This window comes from Polaribacter sp. BAL334 (assembly GCF_015767435.1).
Taxonomy (GTDB): domain Bacteria; phylum Bacteroidota; class Bacteroidia; order Flavobacteriales; family Flavobacteriaceae; genus Polaribacter.
Genome location: NZ_JADWOV010000323.1, coordinates 142,625 through 164,696, shown reverse-complemented (window position 1 = coordinate 164,696; position 22,072 = coordinate 142,625). Strand labels below are relative to the sequence as shown.

Annotated in this window: 17 protein-coding genes; 6 read left to right on the top strand and 11 right to left on the bottom strand. The window is 33.9% G+C overall.

What is annotated here, in order from left to right:
- Positions 1 to 3 precede the first annotated feature (3 nt).
- Positions 4 to 96: an integrase core domain-containing protein gene (locus tag IU405_RS15950; RefSeq protein ID WP_410896734.1), complete on the top strand. Its 93-nt coding sequence runs from the start codon at positions 4 to 6 to the stop codon at positions 94 to 96.
- Positions 97 to 321: 225 nt separating this feature from the next.
- Here IU405_RS15950 and IU405_RS15345 read toward each other — a convergent pair whose 3' ends face one another.
- The 6 genes from IU405_RS15345 to porU form a co-directional block, all read right to left on the bottom strand.
- Positions 322 to 2,817: a zinc-dependent metalloprotease gene (locus tag IU405_RS15345; protein ID WP_197439489.1), complete on the bottom strand. Its 2,496-nt coding sequence runs from the start codon at positions 2,815 to 2,817 to the stop codon at positions 322 to 324.
- A 426-nt stretch (positions 2,818 to 3,243) separates the two neighbouring features.
- The gene (locus IU405_RS15340) at positions 3,244 to 4,308 is read right to left on the bottom strand and encodes a 3-oxoacyl-ACP synthase III family protein (RefSeq protein ID WP_197439488.1); all 1,065 of its coding nucleotides are present in this window, start codon (positions 4,306 to 4,308) and stop codon (positions 3,244 to 3,246) included.
- A gap of 117 nt (positions 4,309 to 4,425) precedes the next feature.
- The gene (locus IU405_RS15335) at positions 4,426 to 4,800 is read right to left on the bottom strand and encodes a group III truncated hemoglobin (RefSeq protein WP_197439487.1); all 375 of its coding nucleotides are present in this window, start codon (positions 4,798 to 4,800) and stop codon (positions 4,426 to 4,428) included.
- Entirely contained in the window at positions 4,801 to 5,283 is a 483-nt protein-coding gene (cdd, locus tag IU405_RS15330; protein ID WP_197439486.1) for a cytidine deaminase, read from the bottom strand.
- Positions 5,284 to 5,355: 72 nt separating this feature from the next.
- Positions 5,356 to 6,468 carry a type IX secretion system outer membrane channel protein PorV gene (porV, locus tag IU405_RS15325; RefSeq protein ID WP_197439485.1) on the bottom strand — a complete coding sequence of 371 codons (1,113 nt, stop codon included), beginning with the start codon at positions 6,466 to 6,468 and terminating at the stop codon, positions 5,356 to 5,358.
- A 37-nt stretch (positions 6,469 to 6,505) separates the two neighbouring features.
- Positions 6,506 to 9,901, bottom strand: coding sequence for a type IX secretion system sortase PorU (gene porU / locus IU405_RS15320; protein ID WP_197439484.1), 3,396 nt, complete (start codon positions 9,899 to 9,901; stop codon positions 6,506 to 6,508).
- Positions 9,902 to 10,099: 198 nt separating this feature from the next.
- Between porU and gldJ the strand changes: the two genes are divergently transcribed.
- The 5 genes from gldJ to IU405_RS15295 all read left to right on the top strand — a co-directional run bounded on the left by gldJ (position 10,100) and on the right by IU405_RS15295 (position 17,092).
- A complete protein-coding gene (gene gldJ / locus IU405_RS15315) occupies positions 10,100 to 11,785 on the top strand; it encodes a gliding motility lipoprotein GldJ (protein WP_197439483.1) in 1,686 nt (561 codons plus the stop codon).
- A gap of 72 nt (positions 11,786 to 11,857) precedes the next feature.
- Positions 11,858 to 13,114: a UDP-N-acetylmuramoyl-tripeptide--D-alanyl-D-alanine ligase gene (locus IU405_RS15310; RefSeq protein ID WP_197439482.1), complete on the top strand. Its 1,257-nt coding sequence runs from the start codon at positions 11,858 to 11,860 to the stop codon at positions 13,112 to 13,114.
- Between the two features lie 627 nt (positions 13,115 to 13,741).
- Positions 13,742 to 15,898, top strand: coding sequence for a TonB-dependent receptor (locus tag IU405_RS15305; RefSeq protein WP_197439481.1), 2,157 nt, complete (start codon positions 13,742 to 13,744; stop codon positions 15,896 to 15,898).
- A 97-nt stretch (positions 15,899 to 15,995) separates the two neighbouring features.
- A complete protein-coding gene (locus tag IU405_RS15300) occupies positions 15,996 to 16,427 on the top strand; it encodes a DUF2141 domain-containing protein (RefSeq protein WP_197439480.1) in 432 nt (143 codons plus the stop codon).
- A gap of 41 nt (positions 16,428 to 16,468) precedes the next feature.
- Complete coding sequence (locus IU405_RS15295) at positions 16,469 to 17,092, top strand: hypothetical protein (protein WP_197439479.1); 624 nt, start codon at positions 16,469 to 16,471, stop codon at positions 17,090 to 17,092.
- A 49-nt stretch (positions 17,093 to 17,141) separates the two neighbouring features.
- On the opposite strand, the gene IU405_RS15290 is transcribed toward IU405_RS15295, so the two are convergent.
- From IU405_RS15290 to IU405_RS15270, 5 genes are all read right to left on the bottom strand, one after another.
- Positions 17,142 to 18,275, bottom strand: a complete 1,134-nt coding sequence (locus IU405_RS15290; RefSeq protein ID WP_197439478.1) for an amidohydrolase family protein — start codon at positions 18,273 to 18,275, stop codon at positions 17,142 to 17,144.
- A gap of 63 nt (positions 18,276 to 18,338) precedes the next feature.
- Entirely contained in the window at positions 18,339 to 18,872 is a 534-nt protein-coding gene (locus IU405_RS15285; protein WP_197439496.1) for a 3-hydroxyanthranilate 3,4-dioxygenase, read from the bottom strand.
- A 147-nt stretch (positions 18,873 to 19,019) separates the two neighbouring features.
- Positions 19,020 to 19,808 (bottom strand): SDR family oxidoreductase, encoded by a 789-nt coding sequence (locus tag IU405_RS15280; protein ID WP_197439477.1) that lies wholly within the window; start codon positions 19,806 to 19,808, stop codon positions 19,020 to 19,022.
- 79 nt (positions 19,809 to 19,887) lie between these two features.
- Entirely contained in the window at positions 19,888 to 21,330 is a 1,443-nt protein-coding gene (locus IU405_RS15275; RefSeq protein WP_197439476.1) for an aldehyde dehydrogenase, read from the bottom strand.
- Positions 21,330 to 22,070 (bottom strand): DUF6090 family protein, encoded by a 741-nt coding sequence (locus tag IU405_RS15270; RefSeq protein WP_197439499.1) that lies wholly within the window; start codon positions 22,068 to 22,070, stop codon positions 21,330 to 21,332. The genes IU405_RS15275 and IU405_RS15270 overlap by 1 nt, the downstream gene beginning before the upstream one ends.
- Positions 22,071 to 22,072 lie beyond the last annotated feature (2 nt).

Genomic DNA, 22,072 nt, shown 5'->3' with positions numbered 1-22,072 from the left:
GATATAAGTCAAGAGTGGATAAACGATTACAATTACAATAGACCACATAAATCACTTAAAAATAAATCACCAATTGAATACAGATTAAATGAATAAAAATTCTATTTTTGAATGGATCGAATTTAAGGGAAGCTTACATTTAAATATTGTACAACTTAAAAATTAAATTTATTTTTAAATTTTCAAGTTCAGTTGTTTTTTTTAATATATTATTACTCAATTAACATTATATTTTGACAATAAAAAAACCCTGAACGAAAACAAAATTGTTCAGGGTTTTTGAATTTCAATTACTAAAAACTAACTACAAACAGCTAATCCTTATTTTGGATCTAAAATCATATCAATACGATCTACCACATCTTGGAAATGGTATTTTGATAAAGTAGTTCCTCTAGTTGCTGCCACTTTTGCATCACGCTGAATGCGTTTCAACTCACCTCTCACCACAGCTTTCACATCTGATTGATTTACAGTGATACCACTTTGTTTTGCATACCCACTATTGATTTCACGTTGGTCTTTTGCCTCGTTCAATAAATAATTCATACGTTCTAAATAGGCTCTTTGCAAGTTTCTTCTATAAGTATCAATACTAGCTGCGTTGTACATTTCTGTCCAAACTCCTGCTCTTAAATCGTTCATCATGCTTACTAAAGTGTAGGCTTTTGCACCATTCAATGTTTCGTTTTCAATCATTCGTGCCATTCTTCCTGCATCCAACAAATTGTTTAGATTTCTTGCTTGTAAACCTCTTACACGCTCAACAGATCCTGAAAATTCAATTTTTCCGAAGATATTTTTATCCAACATCCAAGTAGGTGTTTTGAATAAATTATCAATCAAGAATTTCAAGGCTTCTTGTTGTTTTGCTTTGTTAACATGCGTATAAACAGCTCCTTCTTGGTCTGTAGTTTTGTAGTATTCGTACACACCACCCACATTCGCAGTTACATGACCCATATATCTATTAAACTGACCTAACAATTCGCCATACATCGTGCTCAACTCAGCATACGTTTCACCTTTTTCAGATGTCCATTCTTCCAATTTAGGCAAAATACGTTTCAAGTTTTTGATTCCGTACATAGACGCTTTCATTGCATCATCGCCCAAATCTTCAGTTTGTGAACTTGGGTCCACAACTCCTGATGCTTGCTGATGTCCAAAACGATACATAGGGTCACCTGCATGTTTCAAAATCCAAGAATCTAAAATCTCTTTTTCGCCTTTGGCATCTTTGTCTAAAATAGGTCTGTATCCCCATTCAATCGCATATTTGTCATAAATACCAATGTTTGGCATCAATGCAACTCCTTTGTCTTCTGGTTGTGCCACATAATTGAAACGCGCATAATCCATGATAGATGGTGCTGTTCCGAATTTTTCAGTAAACGATGCTGAACGCAAAGAATCTACAGGATAAGCCACAGAACTTCCCATGTTATGAGGCAATCCTAAGGTATGCCCAACTTCGTGAGAGGATACAAAACGAATCAAACGTCCCATTACATCTGTTTTGAATGAATTGCCACGAGCATCTTCATTGATGGCTGCAGTTTGGATAAAAAACCAATTGTGCAATAAGGTCATTACATTATGATACCAGTTGATGTCCGATTCTAAAATCTCTCCTGAACGTGGGTCACTTACGTGTGGACCATTCGCATTCGGAATTGGAGAAGCCAAATATCTCACAACAGAATAACGAACATCTTCTGGAGACCAATCTGGGTCTTCTTCTTTTGTTGGAGGGTCTTTTGCAATGATGGCTTCTTTGAAACCTGCCGCTTCAAAAGCTACTTTCCAGTCTTCAATTCCTTGTTTGATAAAAGGAACCCATTCTTTTGGAGTTGCTCTGTCAATATAATAAACAATTTGTTTTTTAGGCACTACCAATTCACCTCTCTTGAATTTTTCGATGTCTTCGTCTTTCACTTCCAAGCGCCATCTGTCCAAATAAGTTACTGTTTTACTACGTTGATCTTTCAATCCGTAATCGTATTGACCACGCTCAAACCATCCAACACGCTCATCAAAATAACGACGTTTCATAGGTACTTTTGGCAATAAAATCATAGAATTGCTCATCTCTAAAGAGATAGAACCCACACTTTGGTTGGATGGTGGTGCTCCAGCAACGTATGTTTTTACGTGTCTCAATTCAATATTTTGTGGATAACTGCTCACACGCTCAATGTACGAACGTGCGTTGTCCAATCTTGATACTTTGTAACGAGTTCTGAAAAATTCAGGAAAACCCAATGGTTTCACATCTTCTTTCAATAAAGGAGTTGCATCAATAACAACAGCTGTAGTATCTTTATTGAAAGCTTTGATTGGAAATGCAAATAAAACAGGCTCAAAATTCGAGTTTACCACTGCTTCGTGGATTGGTAAAATAGTATCCGCAACTACATCATGAGAAACCACTCTCAATAATACTTGCTCGCCTTTGCGTTGCCAACGCAACACTTGGGTATTTGTTTTTCCTCCACCAAAACCAATTTCACTCGCCGTTTTTGCAATTCGAGTAACCATCAACATTTCTCTTTCAAAAAGTGAATCTGGAATTTCGAATAAGTAAGAATCATCTTTTGAATGCACATCAAACAGTCCTTTGTCTGTTTTCATGTCTTTAGTAACTACCTTTCCATAAGGCTGAGGACCCGTTTTTTTTGGTTCGGGTTTTGGAGCAGGAGTGACCACTGCTTCTTTGTCGTCTTTTTTCTTTTTTTTGCTTTGGGCAACAGCTTCCGCAGAAAAAGAAAAAACAACTGCAACTGTGAGCAGTTGCAATAGGATTTTTTTTGTCATAATTGTGTGTGATTTGAATTGTTGTCGAAAGTACACAAACCACAAAAGATGATGTCTTAAAATAATGTTAAAGAGAACAGAAAGAGTATTTTCAAATCCCAATCAGACAAAGTTGTATTACAAAAAATACCAAGTAGTCAAAATTTTCAAAGAAAAAACAAGCTCATTGTGAAACTTTTCGAAAACTTTGAATTTTTTGTGTTTACTATTGCGTCTTACCAGTTTACCGAACTGTAAGCAAGAATCGCAATGGTCTTTTAAAAAATTAGTGTATTACTAAAGTACAGTCCAGCATATTTTTCAGGCACGAATCTCACAAATTTCACAAATCTGATGAAGTATAGCAAAACCTCAATTGTTTTATGAATTGACTTTTGTGTAATTCTTGAAATTAGTGTTTTTTTTAATACTCAATGGAAAGACCAATCAATATCTATAAACTATCGCGTTGATATTCATTCCTGCTCCTACAGAAGCTAGGATAATGATATCCCCTTTTTGAATTTCTTGATTGGGAATCAACCCTTTAATTACTAAATCTAACAACGTAGGAACAGTAGCAACAGAACTATTTCCCAATTCATGAATGCTCATTGGCATAATGCCTTCAGGGACTCTTTTTTTATACAATCTGTAAAAACGTTGTATAATCGCTTCGTCCATCTTTTCATTGGCTTGATGTATGAATATTTTCTTCACATCATCAATAGCAACCTCACTTTTTTCCAAAGCAGCTTTCATGGCTAAAGGAACATTAGACAAGGCAAATTCGTAGATTTTACGACCCAACATTTTAATATATCGTGTGTTTTCCTGAATTTGTTTATTGTAAGATGCTCCAAAAAATAAATAATAGGCTTCTTCTTTTGCAAATGTTTGGTCTGCAAATCCCAAAATTCCTGAGGTTTGTTCTTCTGTAGCTTCAACAATACAAGCGCCTGCTCCATCACTATAAATCATAGAATCTCTATCAAATTTATCAACCACTCTTGACAACGTTTCTGCGCCAATCACCAAGCACTTTTTGGCAATGCCAGCTTTGATAAATGCTTGTGCTTGAATTACTCCTTGAATCCACCCTGGACAACCAAAAAGAATGTCATAAGCCACACAATTGGGGTTTTCTATACCCAATTTATATTTTACTCTAGTAGCTAAACTTGGCAACAAATCACTTTGCACACTGTCTTTTTGAACATCTCCAAAATTGTGTGCAAAAATGATATAATCCAACTCTTCTGGATTTATATTAGCATCTTCAATGGCTTTTTGGGAAGCAAAAAAGGCCAAATCTGACGTATTGAAATCATCATTTGCATACCTTCGTTCTTCAATTCCAGTGATGGCTTTGAATTTTTCAATGATTTCTGCATTCTCGGACGCAAAATCCGAACCATCTGCATTTAAAAAAGCTTCGTTTATAAAGTCTGAATTTGTCTTCTTAAACGACGGAATAAACGAACCTATACCCGATATTTTTGAGTGTATCATTTTTAAAAAAAGTTGTAAGGTAAAATTACATCAAAAAATAGAAATAGAAATAACATCAAAAAAAGTACCCGATATCCAAAAGTACTTTTTAGTGTGAAAATTCATTTTAAAAAATTATTAATACAACATCTTTACTTGCATAACTGTACTAATTGACAGGGCTCTTTCTTTCATTTTAGAAGCAATCATTCCTTCAAAATTAGCATCAATTGTTGTTATAAAATACGATGTCCAACGTTCAAAATGTACTTTTTCAAAAGGCATCTCTGCATTTTTATGCAGGTGTTTTTGCATCACATTATTTGCATATAAATGAGTTTCAAATAAAATATCACTCCAAAAATCGGTAATGATTTGAATGTGATGTTCTAATTGATTTTCTTCTAAAATAGACTCAAAAAAAGGCTTCATTTGAACATCAGCCAAGAGTTGTTCATAAAACTTGCTAATAATTCCATGAATATCTTCTTTGGAAGTGATATCAGAGGTCATTTAAAGATAGGAATTGTCAAATGAAAAAGGCAAAAGAGATTTCAAAGAAGGTACTTTTATGACTTCACCAACTTCGCCCATAAACAGAATTTCAAAGGGTTTTTTTTGCTTGAATTCATATTCTGAAAGTGTCTGTCTGCAAGCTCCACAAGGCCCTACAGGTTTATCTACCAAATTTGTAGCAGATTTTGCAGCAATTGCCAATTTCAAAATGCCAATATTTGGAAAAGTAGCGCTTGCTTTCCAAATTGCTACTCTTTCTGCACACATTCCTGAAGGATAAGCTGCACTTTCTTGATTATTTCCATCAACAATTTCACCATTTTCGAGCAATAATGCTGCTCCTACACTGAATTTTGAATAGGGCGCATAGGCATTTGCTCTTGCTTCAATTGCTTTATCCATCAACATTTTATCTTCAAAATCTAACTCTGAAATGTCATTAAAAAGTATTGCTGCTGTAGCTATTTCAATTTTCTTCATAAAATATTTTGTCAAAAAAAGCAGTCTTTTGGACTGCTTTGATGAATTAAAGATACTAAAAAATAATGAGTTTTAGTAATTGTCAAAGATTTCACCCAAATCAAATGATAATGAAAAACGCAATGAGTTTTCTAAAGGGTTGTTTACATCCGAAGAATTGATTAAATAGGATAAATCAATATTCAAAGCATTGGTTCTAAAACCAGCGCCTAAGGTAAAATATTGTCTATTCCCTTTGTTTCGATTTTCGTGAAAATATCCTGTTCTTAATGCAAAAGCATTGTTGTATAAATATTCAGCTCCTACAGCATAGGTAAATTCTTGCAATTCTTCCTTGAAACCTCCTGGGGCATCTCCAAACGAACCAAAAATTCCTTGAATCCAGCCAGTTTCATCTTCAGAACCATCAGGTTGTGGTGTTGGAACCAATAATTTTGTGAATTCAACATTCGCAGAAATGATGTTGTAATCATCCAAAATAAAGTCAAATCCTCCACCCAATTTTAAATTGGTTGGGATAAAATCTTCTTCACCTGGTGTATAAGAAACTTTAGGTCCAATATTCGCAATTTTGAAACCAAATCTGTAACGACCATTGAAACTTCCATAGTTTTCTTCAAAAGATTGATAATATCCAGAAATATCTACTGCAAATGAATTGATAGGTTGCAAAGTGTTTCCTGCAGTTCCGTTAAATGCAAGGTTAGAGCGAATGTATTTCAATCCTACACCCATCGAAAATGTTTCGCTTAGTTTCAATGAATAAGCTCCTGTTGCCACAAATTCATTGGGATTGATAGTCCCATTTGGATTTCCTTGATTGTCTGTCAAATCAATTTGTCCCAAAGAGAAATATTTAAAATCTACTCCCCAAGCAGCGTTTTCGCTAAATCTATTGATATAAGCAGCACTTCCTACAAAAATATCATCGGTCAAATTTCGCAACCAAGGTGAATATGTAATCCCTGTTTTGATTTGTCTATCACTAAATGACATTTTTGCAGCATTGTGAAATAATGACCAGGCATCTGCTGTGGTAGCTACTCCCATATCACCCATTCCTCCTGCTCTAGCATCTGGAACAATTAATAAAAAGGGTGCTGCAGTAGTGATGGCATTTTCTTGTGCATTGATTTTTAAACTTACCAAAGCACAAAGTGCGATACAAATTCCTATTTTTTTCATGTTTGTTTTTTTTGTTAATTGGGCAAATATCTAATTTTTATTGAAGAATTACTAATTTTTCGTATTTCTCTGAGGCTAAATTATGTATGGTTGAACGTACTTTCAATTTGTAAATATACACACCTTTTCCGATTTTATTTCCAAAATCATCCAAACCATTCCACACTATACTTCGTGATAAATTGCCAGTGGTTTGCACGTTTTGATTGATGGTTTTAATCAATTTTCCCGAAACTGTAAATACTTGAACTTGAACTTCCAAAGGCTCATTGGGTTTGTTATGATTGAACCAAAACTCGGTATAATTTACAAATGGATTTGGATAATTCAACACATTTTCAAGGTTTAAAATAGCATCACTGACAACCACAAAATTCAACGTAGTTTCCGAAGAATTATTGTATGTGTCCCACGCTTTTAATTGCAATGTATGAGGTCCTACTTCCAAATCTCGGAGTTTATACGTTACTTTTCCTTTGCTAAAATCGTTCAACTCCGATTGATAAAAATCATTTAAAATGATTGGGTTGGAGGTGTCTCCATCTAAAATCGCCACAATATCATGGTCAACAGCAGTAATAGAAGTATTGATTCCACTAGCATCAGAAAGAACTGCAATCAAGTTTGGTGAAGCGTTTGTATTGCCTCCATCAATAAAAGATTCATCGTTCATAAACAACTTGATTTCAGGACCCACAGTATCATCAGGAGCATTTTGATTGATGCCTCCTATCACAACATCATTGTTAAAACCACCTTTGTCTTCTGTTCCATTATCTGCATAAAAACTCAGTTTTCCTTTTCCAAAAGCGATTCTGATATCTTTGGGTACTATAAAATCAAAACTAAATCTACCATTTTCTACGGTTGATTTTCCTCTAAATAATTTGCTATCTTGAGAATCAAAGGGCATCTTAATCCCAAAACCGTCATTATCTAAAGTGTTTTTATCCAATGTCTTATCAAAAATTGTAGTAGATAAAGTGCCGTTAAAATTTGTCAGCAATGCATTGTTATTATCTGTTACAATTCCTTCAAATTTTATTTTAGACAAGGCTTTGATAGTATCCATAGATTGAGTGATATCAATATCATTCATTTTTGTGATGCGGATATTGGGTTTTGGAACAGCCAATTTTTTTGCTGGGTCACCAAAGGAATAAATAAAGAATTTTTGTGTACTTGAAAACTGATTTTTAGCCCTCATCAACGCTTGTGAAATACTCAAATCTTCATTATTGAATCCCATTAAAATACGAATCAATATTTCATTGAATTGTTGCCCAACAAAAATAAAAACTTCTCTTGTAGTGGTAATCATATTTGCAGCTCCGCCAATTTTACTTTTAAAGAGCAATTCGCCTGCAGTGATTCTATTTGGATTGTCAAAACGTGAAAAATCGCAGGTAACTGTGATGAATAAAGGCAAGGTATTGGGATTGTTAAAAGACTGAATTTGTGGCACATCCAAAATTCGTTCAGAGGCAAAACCATCTTCTCCTCCATGTCCAAAATAGTCAAAAACCAAGGTTCCTTTTTCCATGGCATTGGTAATGGCTTTGTTTACTTCGGGATAACGTTCTCCTCCTGAGGCATTTTGCTGTACAAAAGCGTCTAGATAAATTTTATTGACATTGAAAACAGGTTTGTTGATTTTGATTTCATCGGCAATTTTTTCAACTCCTTGCTGCAACACTTCTTCTCCAGTAGCATCAATATCATCTGCCAATAAAGTGATGGTATTGCGCCAATCGCCTAAGGCATTTTTGCTGTAATATGACAAAATTTTATCAACAACTATAGTAGCTTCATCTAGCGTAGACACTGGAATTCTACTAGAAGCCACATCAATCGTATGCGAAGATGACATTGTTCCTTCGTTGGCATCCAACATGACATAAAAATCATCGGTAACCCAAGAAGAAGCCAAATTGAAACTATCAAAAGCCAATTTTACAGGAACAATATTGTTATTCGTTGGTATTCGGTCTTTGTAATCGTATGAAGCATCTCCAAAAAAACAAACATACTGCAATTTTTTATTGGGTGTTGAATTGGTATCATACACGTTTTTGATGAAATCTCGAATTCCTGTAATGTCTTTAGAACCTGATGAAAACTCGTTATAGATTTCATCCAAAATCACTACTTTGGTAGTTAAATTCGAATTTTCTTGATGATAATCAGCCAAACGTTGTGCTTGTCCTGCCAAAGCAGCATTGGTGATTACCAAGTAATTGATATCACGCAAACTATGCAAATTTTGGTTGATAACTCTGGAAGTTTGCAATCTTGTTGGCGTGTAAAAATCGCGTTCATTCAATACTACATACTCTTTTAGTACGCCAGCAACATCCTTAAAAACAAACTCATTTCCAGTAGCTTCATTGGCTATTTGTTCAGGAGCTATGGAATTCGAAACATCCCAAACTTGAAAAGCTGTATTTCCATTTGATATTTGATATTGAACAATTCCTGAGGCAGTTGCTTGTTGAAAACTTCTAAAACCGAATTGAAAATTGCCAAAAGTCAATTGTTTTTTTCCGATGATTTCAATGTAATCCAAAAAAGCATTGGCTGATGGATTTCCATTATTATTATAGGTGATTGAAATTGCTAAATTTTGTGATGCATTTGGAACAGATTGAGCACGTTCAATGGCAATGGCTTTGGTTAACGATTGTGAATTTACCGCCGGAAAATTGATAGTAAACACATCCTGATTGTTCATTTTTACATCCATAGTTGATGAAACTACCGAATTTGAGACTGCTCTTACTTTTACGGTTATAGGTTCATTGGGCGCTGCATTTGGAAAAGGAATAGTGAATGTTTGGGTGTTTTCTACATTAAAATCGGACTGGTAAAACCACTGCATTCCAGCTGCAAACAAATTGCGTTCGTCTTTTTCAATATAAGTAAACTCATCAAAAACTGTTATTTGAGCAGAAGCAGCTCCAGAAATTGGAGTTTTTTGTGCTATTCTTTTCCCATCAACCTCATTAATAGTGATAAAATAATATGCAAAATCTGAATACGGATTGTGCCTGTGACTTGCAGTTGCGGTTGTAGAGTTTACTTCCCAATCATGTGGCCCTTTGGCATAGAATAAAATATAATCATTAGCATCAAAAGAATTGTCACTTTCCCCTGCAATAAAAATGGCATTTTCTTGCAAGTCATCATATCTAAAATCACTATTGAGCACAGGCAACTGTTGACCTCCATTGCCATAAATATGAATTTTTTTCGGATTGATGCCATTCAACGGAATACCCAATTGTTGTAAAAAATTACGGTCTATTTTAAAAACCCCTGAAGTATCTACTGCAAATTTATACCAAGCACCTTCCGCCAAAACGCTATTTGCCTTTTGCGAGAAGGTAATTCCTGTCAGAAAAAAACCGATAAATAGGAAGTAAAGTCTTTTCATATTTCAGTATTCAAATAACGGAAATAAAAGTTAGATATTTTACAGAAAACAAAGATAACACATACTAAACACAAAAAGAAAGCGTTTTCAAAGCATAGAAAAATAATGATGCGTTAAAATTATCAAATAACTTGTTAGAAATGGATTTTATTGTAAATTGCATCACTATAAAAAAACCTATAAATTTTACATTAGGAAATGAAAAACACCTTTAAAACCGGTCTTATCCTTGCCATCTCATTGATGATTTTTAGTTGTAATAAATCAACAACAAACAAATCTTCGCTCACTGGCTTGTCATTTAACGACCCAAAAAACGGAAATTACGTAAAAGGAAACGCAGGAAATGATCAAAAACCACCTCTTGGGATGGTTGCTGTGGAAGGAGGCTCATTCACCATGGGACAAGTGCAAGATGACGTAATGTTTGATTGGAATACCACTCCGAAAAAATTACATGTTCGCTCTTTCTTTATGGATGAAGCTGAAGTAACCAACTCAGAATACTTTTTGTATGTACAATATACCAAAGACGTGTTTCCTCCATCAGAAGAAAATTACAAAAATATTTATCCATCTGTACTCCCTGACACCTTGGTTTGGAGAAAAAGTTTAGGAAACACAGATATTTTATCTGAAAACTACTTTCGCCATCCAGCATATGCAGATTACCCTTTAGTAGGTGTTAGTTGGTTGCAAGCCAATGAATACTGTAAATGGAGAACCAATGTAGTCAACCTAAAAACATTGATTGACAAAGGCTATATCAAAAATATTTTTGAAATAGATTCTATCAGCAACTTTTTTGATACAGATGTGTTCTTAGCAGATGATTCTCGTTTGTTTGAAGGAGATACGACCGTTTATAAAAGAGGTGTTCCTAGCAGAGTGGTTCGTAAAAGAGGCGAACCAAGACCCGAAAGAGGTGCTTTCCAAGGAAGAAAAATCACTCAAGCTGATGGTGTTTTAACACAGCGTTTTCGCTTGCCAACAGAAGCTGAATGGGAGTTTGCAGCCAAAGCCAATGTTGAAAACAGAGAATACAACAACATTCGTGGTCGTAAAAAATATGCTTGGGACGGAAAATATACCCGTGCTAAAGAAAAACGTTACAAAGGAGACCAATTGGCCAACTTCAAACAAGGAAATGGAGAGTATAGTGGATTATCAGGATGGAGTTCAGATGGTTCTGACATTCCAAACAAAATAAAATCATATCCTCCAAATGCGTTTGGATTGTATGACATGTCTGGTAACGTAGCAGAATGGGTGGCTGATGTATACAGACCAATCATTGATAATGAAGCGAATGATTTCAATTATTTCAGAGGAAATATCTTTACAAAGAAAATGATTGATGCCAATGGAAATTTGGTTTACGCAGCAGATGGTAATGGCGCAAAAGTAGATTATGACACCTTACCAAATGGAAAAATAATTCCTAAGCAATTGCCTGGAACTATCAAATACACTCCTATTACAAAAGATGATGCTGTCATGAGAAGAAACTTCTCCATTGCGGACAACTCGAATATTGGTGATGGTGATATGAATTCTTCACGCCTTTTTGATGCCAATGAAGATGAGTCTACTTTTACGTCTAGCATGTACAATTCTCCTAAATCACCAACAAGAGTGCGTGATTCTATTACAGGAAAAGACATTTTAGTAAACGACGCAAAGAAAAGAACAACCTTAATCAGCGATAATACCCGCGTGTATAAAGGAGGTTCTTGGTCTGACAGAGAATACTGGTTAGACCCAGCACAAAGAAGATATTTGCCAGAATATATGGCAACCAATTATATTGGATTTCGTTGTGTTTCTGATAAGTTAGGCCCGATGTCGACTTCAAAGAAAACAGCAAGAAACCCAAGTAGATAATCATTTTTTATAAATCATTCAAACCTCATTGTAACTTTTATAATGAGGTTTTTTTACATAGAATCCGCAAATATGGACATTCCACAACTCTACGAAATCTATAAAACACACTATTCTGTTAGTACAGATACCAGAGTAATTCCTCAAAACAGCCTTTTTTTTGCTTTGAAAGGAGACAACTTTAATGGAAATGCGTTTGCATCAAAAGCCTTAGATTTAGGCGCTCGTTTTTCCATTATTGATGAGATTGCTTTTCAAACAGATGAACGCATGATTTTGGTGGATAACGCATTACAAACCTTGCAACAATTGGCCAACTATCACCGAAAGCAATTGCAATTGCCCATCATAGGTTTGACAGGTAGCAACGGAAAAACAACTTCGAAAGAATTGATCCATGCTGTGATGCAGCAAAAATTTAAAACAATGGCTACCAAAGGAAACCTCAACAATCATATTGGAGTGCCTTTGACCTTGCTTTCTATGACTCCCGAAACCGAAATGGGGATTGTAGAAATGGGCGCCAATCACCAACAAGAAATTGCTTTTTTAAGCAGCATTTGCGAACCTGATTTTGGCTATATCACCAATTTTGGCAAAGCACATTTAGAAGGTTTTGGAGGAGTTGAAGGCGTTATCAAAGGGAAAAGTGAACTCTATGATTTTCTAAGAGCACATCACAAAATGGCATTTGTCAACTCTTCTGATGCGCTTCAGATGGAAAAAACTACAGCTATTTCACGAGTCCTTTTTGATACCGAAAGAATTCAATATTTGGAAGTGAATCCGTTCATAAAACTTTCGTTAGACGGCAATGTCATTCAAACACAATTGATTGGAAACTACAACTTCCCCAACATTGCAGCTGCCATTACCATGGGCTTGCATTTTGGGGTACCTACCACAGCAATTATCCAAGCTATTGAAAGCTATGTCCCCCAAAACAATCGCTCGCAGATTGTAAAAACAACACACAACACCTTGTTTTTAGATGCCTATAACGCAAATCCAAGCAGCATGAAAGTGGCGTTAGAAAACTTTGGGGCGCTTTCTGCATCTCACAAAATGGTTATTTTAGGAGACATGTTCGAATTGGGTGATGATAGTGCGCATGAGCATCAAGCAATTGCTGATTTAGCTACTTCATTGGCGTTTGAAACGATTCTTTTAGTAGGAAAAAACTTCCATAAAGTTACAACCAACCTCAAGACTTTTGAAGATTTCGAAAGCCTAAAAACATACCTTTCTAAACAAACTTTACAACAGAAAACCATTCTTATCAAAGGCTCTAGAGGCATGAAATTGGAGCGAGTGGTAGAGGTACTCTAGCGTTTTAAACTGGATTTGTTGTTGCCAAAAACTATTTTAGTAATAACTTGATGAAAGACTTTCCATTACCTTTTGGATAAAGAAATTGTTGATTTGTAAACTGTACATTTTTAAATAAAAGTTTACAATCTTGCTCTTTCAATCTTTAAGAAAAACTTTGTATGAAAATAGTTGATAAACCCTTTGGGTGCAATTTTTTATTGGATTATAAAATAGATTTTTTTGCCACGAATTCAAAAATTTTAAGGATTTCATCACAATAATTGTTTTCATCTTTGATGAAAATTTAAATTTATTGGATTCATATTTATAAAAAATCCGTGAATTCGTGGCAAATTAATTTCAAAATTCAATTATATACAACAGGTTTAATAAATAAAAAGGTGAAAAGTTGTTTGATTTTTCGTTTACTTAGTTTTTGATTAGATTTTAGGCAAGAGCGAGACGCTCAAATTAGCGGATATTAATAAATAGGAAAAGCCAATTAAGAAATTTTGAATATCAAATCTTAAACCTTAAACTCCAAACCCTCTCACATTTCATCCCCAAAATTTTACAGTTCAGTACATCCTTTTATTTTTAAAAAAGGAAACTTCCCACATTTGTAACATCAAAAAACAACCATTGATGAGACATCTTCTATTTTTTCTATTCGCTATTCTTCAATTTTCAACTGTGGGGCAAACCACCATCAACGGAATCGTAACTGACTCCAAAAACAATCCTATTGTGGGCGCAAACATTTATTTAGATGGCACGTATGATGGCACTACTACCAATGATGAAGGGAAATTTTCGTTTTCAACATCGCAAAAAGGAGTTCAATCATTGATAGTTTCCTACTTATCTTATGAAACGTTTACCAAAACTGCCGAAGTTTCATCACTCAAAAATTTAATCATAAAATTAAAAGATGATATCAATTCTCTGGATGCTGTAGTCATCAACGCAGGTACTTTTGAAGCCAATGAAAAAGCAAAAGTAACGGTTTTGAAACCTTTAGATATTGTAACTACAGCCAGTGCTGCAGGCGATTTTTTGGGTGCATTGCAAACATTGCCAGGAACCTCAGCAGTTGCCGAAGATGGACGATTGTTTGTGAGAGGTGGAGAAGCTGAAGAAACGCAAATATTTATTGACGGAATTCGTGTGTTCACTCCATACACGCCAACAGCCAATAATATTCCAACACGAGGAAGATATTCTCCGTTTTTGTTCAAAGGAATCACTTTTTCTACAGGCGGTTATTCCGCAGAATATGGTCAGGCGCTTTCAAGTGTGTTGCTTTTAAACACAATTGATGAACCAGATCAAGAAAAAACAGAAGTTTCCTTTATGACAGTAGGTTTGGGAGTTGGAAACACGCAAATTTGGGGTAAAAACTCGTTGAGTATCAATACTTCCTATGTAAACTTAGCTCCTTATTTAGCGGCGTTTCCTGATAGAAATTCATGGTCAAAACCATTTCAATCTGGCAGTGGAGAACTCATTTACAGACATACATTTCAAGACGATTCTATATTGAAAATTTATGGCGCATTCAGCTATTCTGACTTTGATGTGATTCAGGAAGACATCAATTTTGTGGATGGTTTTCGATTTGGATTGCAAAACAGAAACCTATATTTCAATACTTCCTACAAAAATAATTTAGGAAATAATTGGAAAATTGAAACTGGATTGAGTTTTACCAATGACAATTCAACGTTGAAAATAATAGATGATTTGGTGAGAAATAATGAAAACTCCCTACATTTTAAATTGAAAATGAGAAAACAAATCACGAATCGTTTCAAATTTACCCTGGGTTCAGAATATTTTATCACCAATTTTGATGAAAATTACACGCCCATAAACAATCAAAAAATTGATTATGGATTCAACAACCAACTATTGGCAACCTTTGTTGAAACAGATGTTTTTTTCTCGAAAAACTTGGCAGCAAAAATTGGAATTAGAGCAGAAAACTCCCATTTATTAAATGAATTTACGCTTTCTCCAAGAGCGTCTATTTCTTATAAATCAGGGAAAAATTCGCAGTTCTCACTTGCTTATGGTCAGTTTTACCAACAACCAAAAAATGAGTATTTGAAATTTAATCAAGAATTTTCATCAGAAAATACCTCACATTTGATTGCCAATTTTCAATATTCACAACAAAATGAAATTTTCAGAATTGAAGCGTATTTCAAAGACTATCGAAATTTGGTAAAGTTTGATACTGAAATGCCAAATTTTAATTCAGATTTCAATAATGATGGTGTAGGATTTGCAAAAGGAATTGATGTTTTTTGGAGACAAAATCAGAAAATTAAAAACACAGATTATTGGATTTCTTATTCGTTTTTGGATACAGAAAGAGATTACCGAAATTATCCAATGGCTGCAAGACCAAATTTTGCATCAAAACATAATTTTTCGATTGTGGCAAAACATTGGATTGAAAATTTAAAAAGTCAAGTGGGATTCACCTATAGTTTTGCCTCAGGAAGAAGCTATACAAACCCAAATGAGACAGGATTTTTAAACAATGAAACCAAAAATTACAATTCATTGAGTTTGAATTGGGCGTATTTGATTGATCAGCAAAAAATTCTGTATTTCTCTGTCAACAATGCATTAGGAACCAGAAATATATTTGGATATAATTATAAAAACACCCCAGATTTAAACGGATTTTATGACAGACAAGCCATCATTCCAAATGCTGATAGTTTCTTTTTTGTAGGATTCTTTTGGACAATAAGTGATGATAAAAAATCAAATCAATTGAATAATTTGTAGTATTTTACAACTCGGTAATCAAAAATTACAATTCGGTATTATTCTTGAACACATTAAAAATAAACAACAGATATTTGACCTATAAAACAAAAACATCATGAAAAAAAACCTATTAATTATTGCATTTATTTGCTTCGGAATTTTAACAACAAAAGCCCAAGAAGAAGAAACTTTTGATTTGACAATCGAAGTTACTGGAATGAAAAAAACCACTGGAAAAGTTTTTATTGCAGTATATAATAAAAAAGAAAATTTTTTAAAAGACACTGAAAAATCATTAAAAACAAAAGTTGTTATTGAGAATAAAAAGGCAATAGCACAATTCAAAGGTTTGAAAAAAGGAGAATATGCTGTTTCTTTTTTCCATGATGAAAATGACAATAATAAAATGGATACCAAAATTTTTGGCATCCCAAAAGAACCATACGGATTTTCAAATAACGCCACTGGATTTATGGGTCCACCAAAATTTGAAGATGCAAAATTCTTAATAGACAGCAATAAATCTATACAAATTAAGGTCAATTAAACTTTTTTAAAAACTCACAAACAACTCAATATCAATTTATTATGAAAAAAGTATTTTTATTCATAGGGTTATTCTTTGCCCTAAACGCAACTAGCCAAAGCAATTATGAAAAAGGAATGCAACAAGCATTTGCACTTTGGGATGAAGGAAAATTAACAGAAGCATCACAATTATTTGAGAGAATTGCTGCTGCTGAAAAAGAAAATTGGTTGCCACCATTTTATGCAGCTTACATAGAAATTTTAGGAAGTTTTGGAATCAAAGACGAAACAATTTTAAACGCAAAGTTGACAAAAGCACAAAAGCTTTTAGATGATGCAACTTCCATTTCCGAAAATAATCCAGAAATTATCATTACACAAGCATTGCTAAACACAGCATATATAGCATTTGACGGACAAAGATATGGCATGACCATGTCTGGAAAAAATAGTCAATTGTATGCAAAAGCATTGCAAATTGCGCCAAAAAATCCAAGAGTAATTTTAGGAAATGCAGAATGGAATATGGGAGCTGCAAAATTTTTCGGCCAATCAACTAAACCATTTTGTGATGAAATAAAACGCGCCATTGAAATTGGAAAAGAAGAAAAAAATGACATTCCTTTTTATCCAAGATTTCAATTAAAAAGAGCTGAAGATGTTTTGAAAAAATGTGAAGGATAAAATAACATAGTAGTCGCAATCATCAGAAAAAATGATTTTTGCGACTTTTTTATCCTTTTAAAATCTTTTGAATCAAATTTTGTTTTGCTTTTTCATCATTTCCAAATAACCATTGCAACACATTGTCTTCCCAAATTTCCTCTTTTTCGGTTTCAGAAATAATTTTTTTCTCAACCGCTAAATCCAAAATTTTTCCTGGATACGAAGATTGTGCATCACTTTCCATTTCTCCTAAAGGATAAGGATCATCTAAACCCATCAAAACTTGCTTTGTTCCTTGTCTTTTGAACATCAAATTCAAAGAATCTGTATCATGAACCAAAGTATCAAAGAAAATATTTGGATGACCAACTGCTTTTCTTGGATGGTGTTTTCCTTTGAACAAATCAGGTCTGCCATCAAATCCTTGAATGCGTCTTCCCAAATTCATTTGCGCCAATTGTCCTCCATGTGCAAAACAAGTTCTGATATTTGGATAACGTTCTTGCATACCATTCAAAGTGTAAAAATGGTAGGCATCTCCACATTGCGCCAACATCCAAATCAGGTGAAAACGCCAATTTGAATTTTCTAATTTGATCATTTTGTCACCATCATAAGGATGAATTTCGATGGCTAATTTGTAATGGTCTGCCAATTCAAAAATTCGGTCATTTTCTTCATCAAAAATACTTCGCCATTGACCAATAGAATCCATAAAATGAGTTGGTAAACACAAAACTTTCAATTCCAATTCTTCTACACAACGTTTTATTTCATCCAAAGCTCCATAAATAAAACCAGGATGCACCACAAATCCGCACGTAAATTTATTTGGATGATTTTTTTGCACTTTCGCATTGAAATCATTCTGAAAACGAAGCGCTTTTTTCATCTCTTCCAATCGCAAACCATTGCCATACAATTGTGACAAATTCAACACCACTGCATGATCTATTTTGTTGCGCTCCATCCACTTTAGTTTTTCATCTAAGAAAAAACTAGAATCAGTAACAGGTCTTTTCCAACCTTTTTGAAACATGTGTTTGCGTTCATCATCAACCCAAAAAATTTCTTTTTCTTTCATAAACTGAGGAATTTCCTCAGGATAAGGTAACAAATGTGAATGCCCGTTAATACGAAGTTTGCGAGCCCCCTTTCCCCCAAAGGGGGTAACACTTATAGTATCTATTGGAATTGACATAAACTAATTTATTTTATTTTTAGGTTGATTTTTTAAAAAATGGTTTTCTTTCCTTTGGGAAGGTTAGGATGGGATTTTATTGGGTGCTTCCATAAATGTTCCGCAATTGGAACACGTACATTTTTCAACATCTGAATAATAATTGTCAAAAATAATTGGCATATCAGTTTCTATATTATTGAGTGCAAAAGTTTCTCTATACAACTGATTTCCACAGTTTTCACAATACCATTCTAGGGCATCTAACATATTTTTAGAACGAGGATATTCAATCACCAAACCAACAGTATTTGCTTTTCTTTGAGGAGAATGTGGCACTTTTGCAGGCAATAAATAAATATCACCTTCATTAATTTCAACATCAATCATAGTTCCATTTCCATCAATAATTTTCAAAACCATATCACCTTCTAACTGATAAAAAAACTCAGGGGTTTCATTATAATGATAATCTTTACGATTATTTGGGCCACCAACAACCATGACAATATATTCGCCATTTTCCCAAACTTGTTTGTTTCCAACAGGAGGTTTTAACAAATGACGGTGTTCGTCAATCCACTTTTTAAAATTTAAAGGTTGTACTAGATTCATAATTAAAAGCCCATCTAGCCTTCCCAAAGGGAAGGAACTCCAAACTGGGTGAAATTTGGAATTTATTGTTAATATTCTTTTTATTAAATCACTCTTTTTAAATTTTTTACACACACCAGACTTCCTCCCTTTGGGAGGATTGAGGTTGGCTTACAAACTTTTTGTTCTTCCTCCATCAACTGGAAGATTAATTCCATTGATATAACTCGCTTTTTCACTTGCTAAAAACACAATTGCACTAGCTGTTTCTTCTGGTTTTGCGAAACGTTTTGCAGGTGTGTAATTTTTCATCATTTCTGACATTTCTTCAAAACTTCGGTTTTCATTTGCAGCTTTTATATTGATAATTTCATTCAAACGTTCCGTTTCAGTAAAACCAGGCAACACGTTATTGACAGTAATTCCATGATTCCCAACTTCTGACGCTAAGGTTTTTGACCAATTTCCAACTGCAGCTCTAATTGTATTGCTAACTCCTAATCCTTCAATGGGTTCTTTTACTGAGGTTGAAATGATATTGATAATTCTCCCATAACATTGAATTTTCATAAAAGGAATGGTTGCTTGCGCCAAAACATGATTGGATTTTAAATGCTGAGTGAACGTATTTTCAAACTGTTCTAAAGTTGCATCTAAAATGGCGCCACTTCTTGGACCTCCAGTATTGTTTACCAAAATATGAAATCCGTGATTATTTTTAATAAAATCTGAAACTATCTTTTGCAATTCTTCTGGATTCGAAAAATCCGCTACCAAATAATTATGATTTTGTTCATTGCTTTTTGATAATTCTTGTAAAACTGATTTCAGTTTTTCTTCATTTCTTGCAATCAACGTTACGTTTGCACCTTCTTTTGCTAATAAAATGGCGGTTGCTTTTCCTATTCCAGCTGTACTTCCGCAAACAAGTGCGTTTTTATTTTGGATTTCTAAATTCATTTTTATTGAGATTATAGAAAAAAGAGTAGAGAATAAAGACCTGTTTTAATCTCTTTTCTTTTCTCATTTTTCTTAATTCTTATTGATATTTTATACACACATTCTTTGTTTCCGTAAAAAACCGTAAAGCTTCAAATCCGCCTTCACGTCCCAATCCAGAATCTTTTTGTCCACCAAAAGGAGTTCTCAAATCTCGCATCATCCAAGTATTTACCCACACTATTCCTGTTTCTAGTTTCTGAGAAAATTGCATGGTTCTATTCAAATTATTCGTCCATAAAGTTGCAGACAATCCGTATTTTGTTTCGTTTGCTAAAGATAACGCTTCTTCATCATTTTTAAAAGACATCAACGTAACAACAGGTCCAAAAATTTCTTCTTGATTTAATCTGCAATTATTATCAGAAACCTCAATAATTGTGGGTTGTAAATAATAGCCATTTTCACTGTCTTTGACAGTTACAGTTTTTCCTCCGAATAGAATTTTTCCACCTTCTTGTTCTGCAATATCAATATAACTTTTTACCTTTTGTAAATGTGCTGCAGATACTAATGCTCCTATATCTGTATCAGAATCTGAAGGATGTCCTACTTTTAATTCGGATACTTTTTGGATGAAATCTACTTTAAATTTCTCATAAATAGATTCTTGCACCAAAATTCTACTGCCACACAAGCAAATTTGACCTTGATTAGAAAATGATGAACGTACAGTTGTTGCTAACATTTTATCATAATCACAATCTGCAAAAATGATATTTGGATTCTTTCCTCCTAGTTCTAAAGAGAGTTTCTTAAACATTGGTGCAGCTATTTTGGCAATATGGGAGCCTGTTTTTGTGCCACCAGTAAATGAAATGGCTTTGATATTTGGATGAGAAACTATGGCTTCTCCAACTTGATTTCCTAAACCATGAACAATATTCAACACACCTTTTGGAAGGCCTGCTTCATTACAAATTTTTCCTAATAAAAAAGCAGTCATTGGAGTGACTTCGCTTGGTTTTGCAACTACGCAATTCCCAGCTGCAATGGCTGGAGCAATTTTCCAAGTGAATAAATAGAGTGGTAAATTCCAAGGAGAAATACAACCTACCACTCCAATTGGTTGGCGCAACGTAAAATTTATCGCATTGAAACCAACACTTTCGTGTGCTTCAGATGAAAACTGCGTAATTGCATTTGCAAAAAATTGAAAATTACTTGCAGCTCTAGGAATATCAACAGATTTTGCTAAACTGATGGGTTTTCCATTGTCTTTGCTTTCTGCTGCTGCTAAAAAATCTAGCTTTTCTAAAATTAAATTGGCAATTTTTGATAAGATGCTGCTTCTTTCTTCTAAATTGGTGTTACTCCAACTTGGAAAAGCATTTGCTGCTGCTAAATATGCTTTTTCTACATCTTCTGTTGATGAATTCGGAATTTGTCCATAAATCTCGCCATTTGAAGGGTTGTAATTATCTAACCAATTATCTTGAATTGGATTTACAAATTCGCCATTGATGTAGTTTTGGATGTTCATTATCTATTTTGTAATTCAGTGGTCAATAAAATTAGTAATTCTTGAATTTCTTTATCTACATTTTTACGATAATTAATAACATCTTGAGTAAAAGACAGTTTCATTCCTAAAAGATTTCTTGTTTTCTTTTGAGATAAAATCTTTGAATAGTCGTTTGCTTCTTCATTTTCAATATAAACAGTTGGAATATTAAACTTTATCAATGGTATAAAATTGATTTCGTTTTCTACAATTGCATCAATTCTAAGTTGATGAACGTTCAACCTATCTTCTAGAATGTCTTTTAACATATTCAGACGAAATTCAAAATCATTGAATTTTTTATAGATAATTTTATTTTTTATCAAACTTAATTTATTGGTACTTTTTAAATCGTTATAGGTATTTAAAGTGGGTAAATTGGTTTGTAAATCCCAGACTGTAGTCTCAAAAATTGAGTCTGTAATAATGTATTTATTGATTTTTGCCTGATTTGAATTTATTCCAAGAATAAAAATAAGTGAGCTTTTTAAATCTTCTTCTTGCAAAATTAATAGTTCAGATTGTTGCTTGGCAAGTGATAGATTTTCAAATAAATTTTTTAAAACAGCTGTTTCTTCAATGGTTTCTTTTCTGTTTTCATTCCAATTATTAATTTGTAAGGCAATCAAAATACCAATGACTACAAGGATGATTTCGCCAATGGCATATTTAAAATATTTGGAGGTTTTGCCTGCCTGTTCGGCAGACAGGTTTTCCATAA

Excerpts from the sequence above, each read along its gene's own strand:
- IU405_RS15345 (WP_197439489.1), bottom strand. The coding sequence starts at position 2,817 with ATGACAAAAAAAATCCTATTGCAACTGCTCACAGTTGCAGTTGTTTTT.
- IU405_RS15340 (WP_197439488.1), bottom strand. The coding sequence starts at position 4,308 with ATGATACACTCAAAAATATCGGGTATAGGTTCGTTTATTCCGTCGTTT.
- IU405_RS15335 (WP_197439487.1), bottom strand. The coding sequence starts at position 4,800 with ATGACCTCTGATATCACTTCCAAAGAAGATATTCATGGAATTATTAGC.
- cdd (WP_197439486.1), bottom strand. The coding sequence starts at position 5,283 with ATGAAGAAAATTGAAATAGCTACAGCAGCAATACTTTTTAATGACATT.
- porV (WP_197439485.1), bottom strand. The coding sequence starts at position 6,468 with ATGAAAAAAATAGGAATTTGTATCGCACTTTGTGCTTTGGTAAGTTTA.
- porU (WP_197439484.1), bottom strand. The coding sequence starts at position 9,901 with ATGAAAAGACTTTACTTCCTATTTATCGGTTTTTTTCTGACAGGAATT.
- gldJ (WP_197439483.1), top strand. The coding sequence starts at position 10,100 with ATGAAAAACACCTTTAAAACCGGTCTTATCCTTGCCATCTCATTGATG.
- IU405_RS15310 (WP_197439482.1), top strand. The coding sequence starts at position 11,858 with ATGGACATTCCACAACTCTACGAAATCTATAAAACACACTATTCTGTT.
- IU405_RS15305 (WP_197439481.1), top strand. The coding sequence starts at position 13,742 with ATGAGACATCTTCTATTTTTTCTATTCGCTATTCTTCAATTTTCAACT.
- IU405_RS15300 (WP_197439480.1), top strand. The coding sequence starts at position 15,996 with ATGAAAAAAAACCTATTAATTATTGCATTTATTTGCTTCGGAATTTTA.
- IU405_RS15295 (WP_197439479.1), top strand. The coding sequence starts at position 16,469 with ATGAAAAAAGTATTTTTATTCATAGGGTTATTCTTTGCCCTAAACGCA.
- IU405_RS15290 (WP_197439478.1), bottom strand. The coding sequence starts at position 18,275 with ATGTCAATTCCAATAGATACTATAAGTGTTACCCCCTTTGGGGGAAAG.
- IU405_RS15280 (WP_197439477.1), bottom strand. The coding sequence starts at position 19,808 with ATGAATTTAGAAATCCAAAATAAAAACGCACTTGTTTGCGGAAGTACA.
- IU405_RS15275 (WP_197439476.1), bottom strand. The coding sequence starts at position 21,330 with ATGAACATCCAAAACTACATCAATGGCGAATTTGTAAATCCAATTCAA.
- IU405_RS15270 (WP_197439499.1), bottom strand. The coding sequence starts at position 22,070 with ATGGAAAACCTGTCTGCCGAACAGGCAGGCAAAACCTCCAAATATTTT.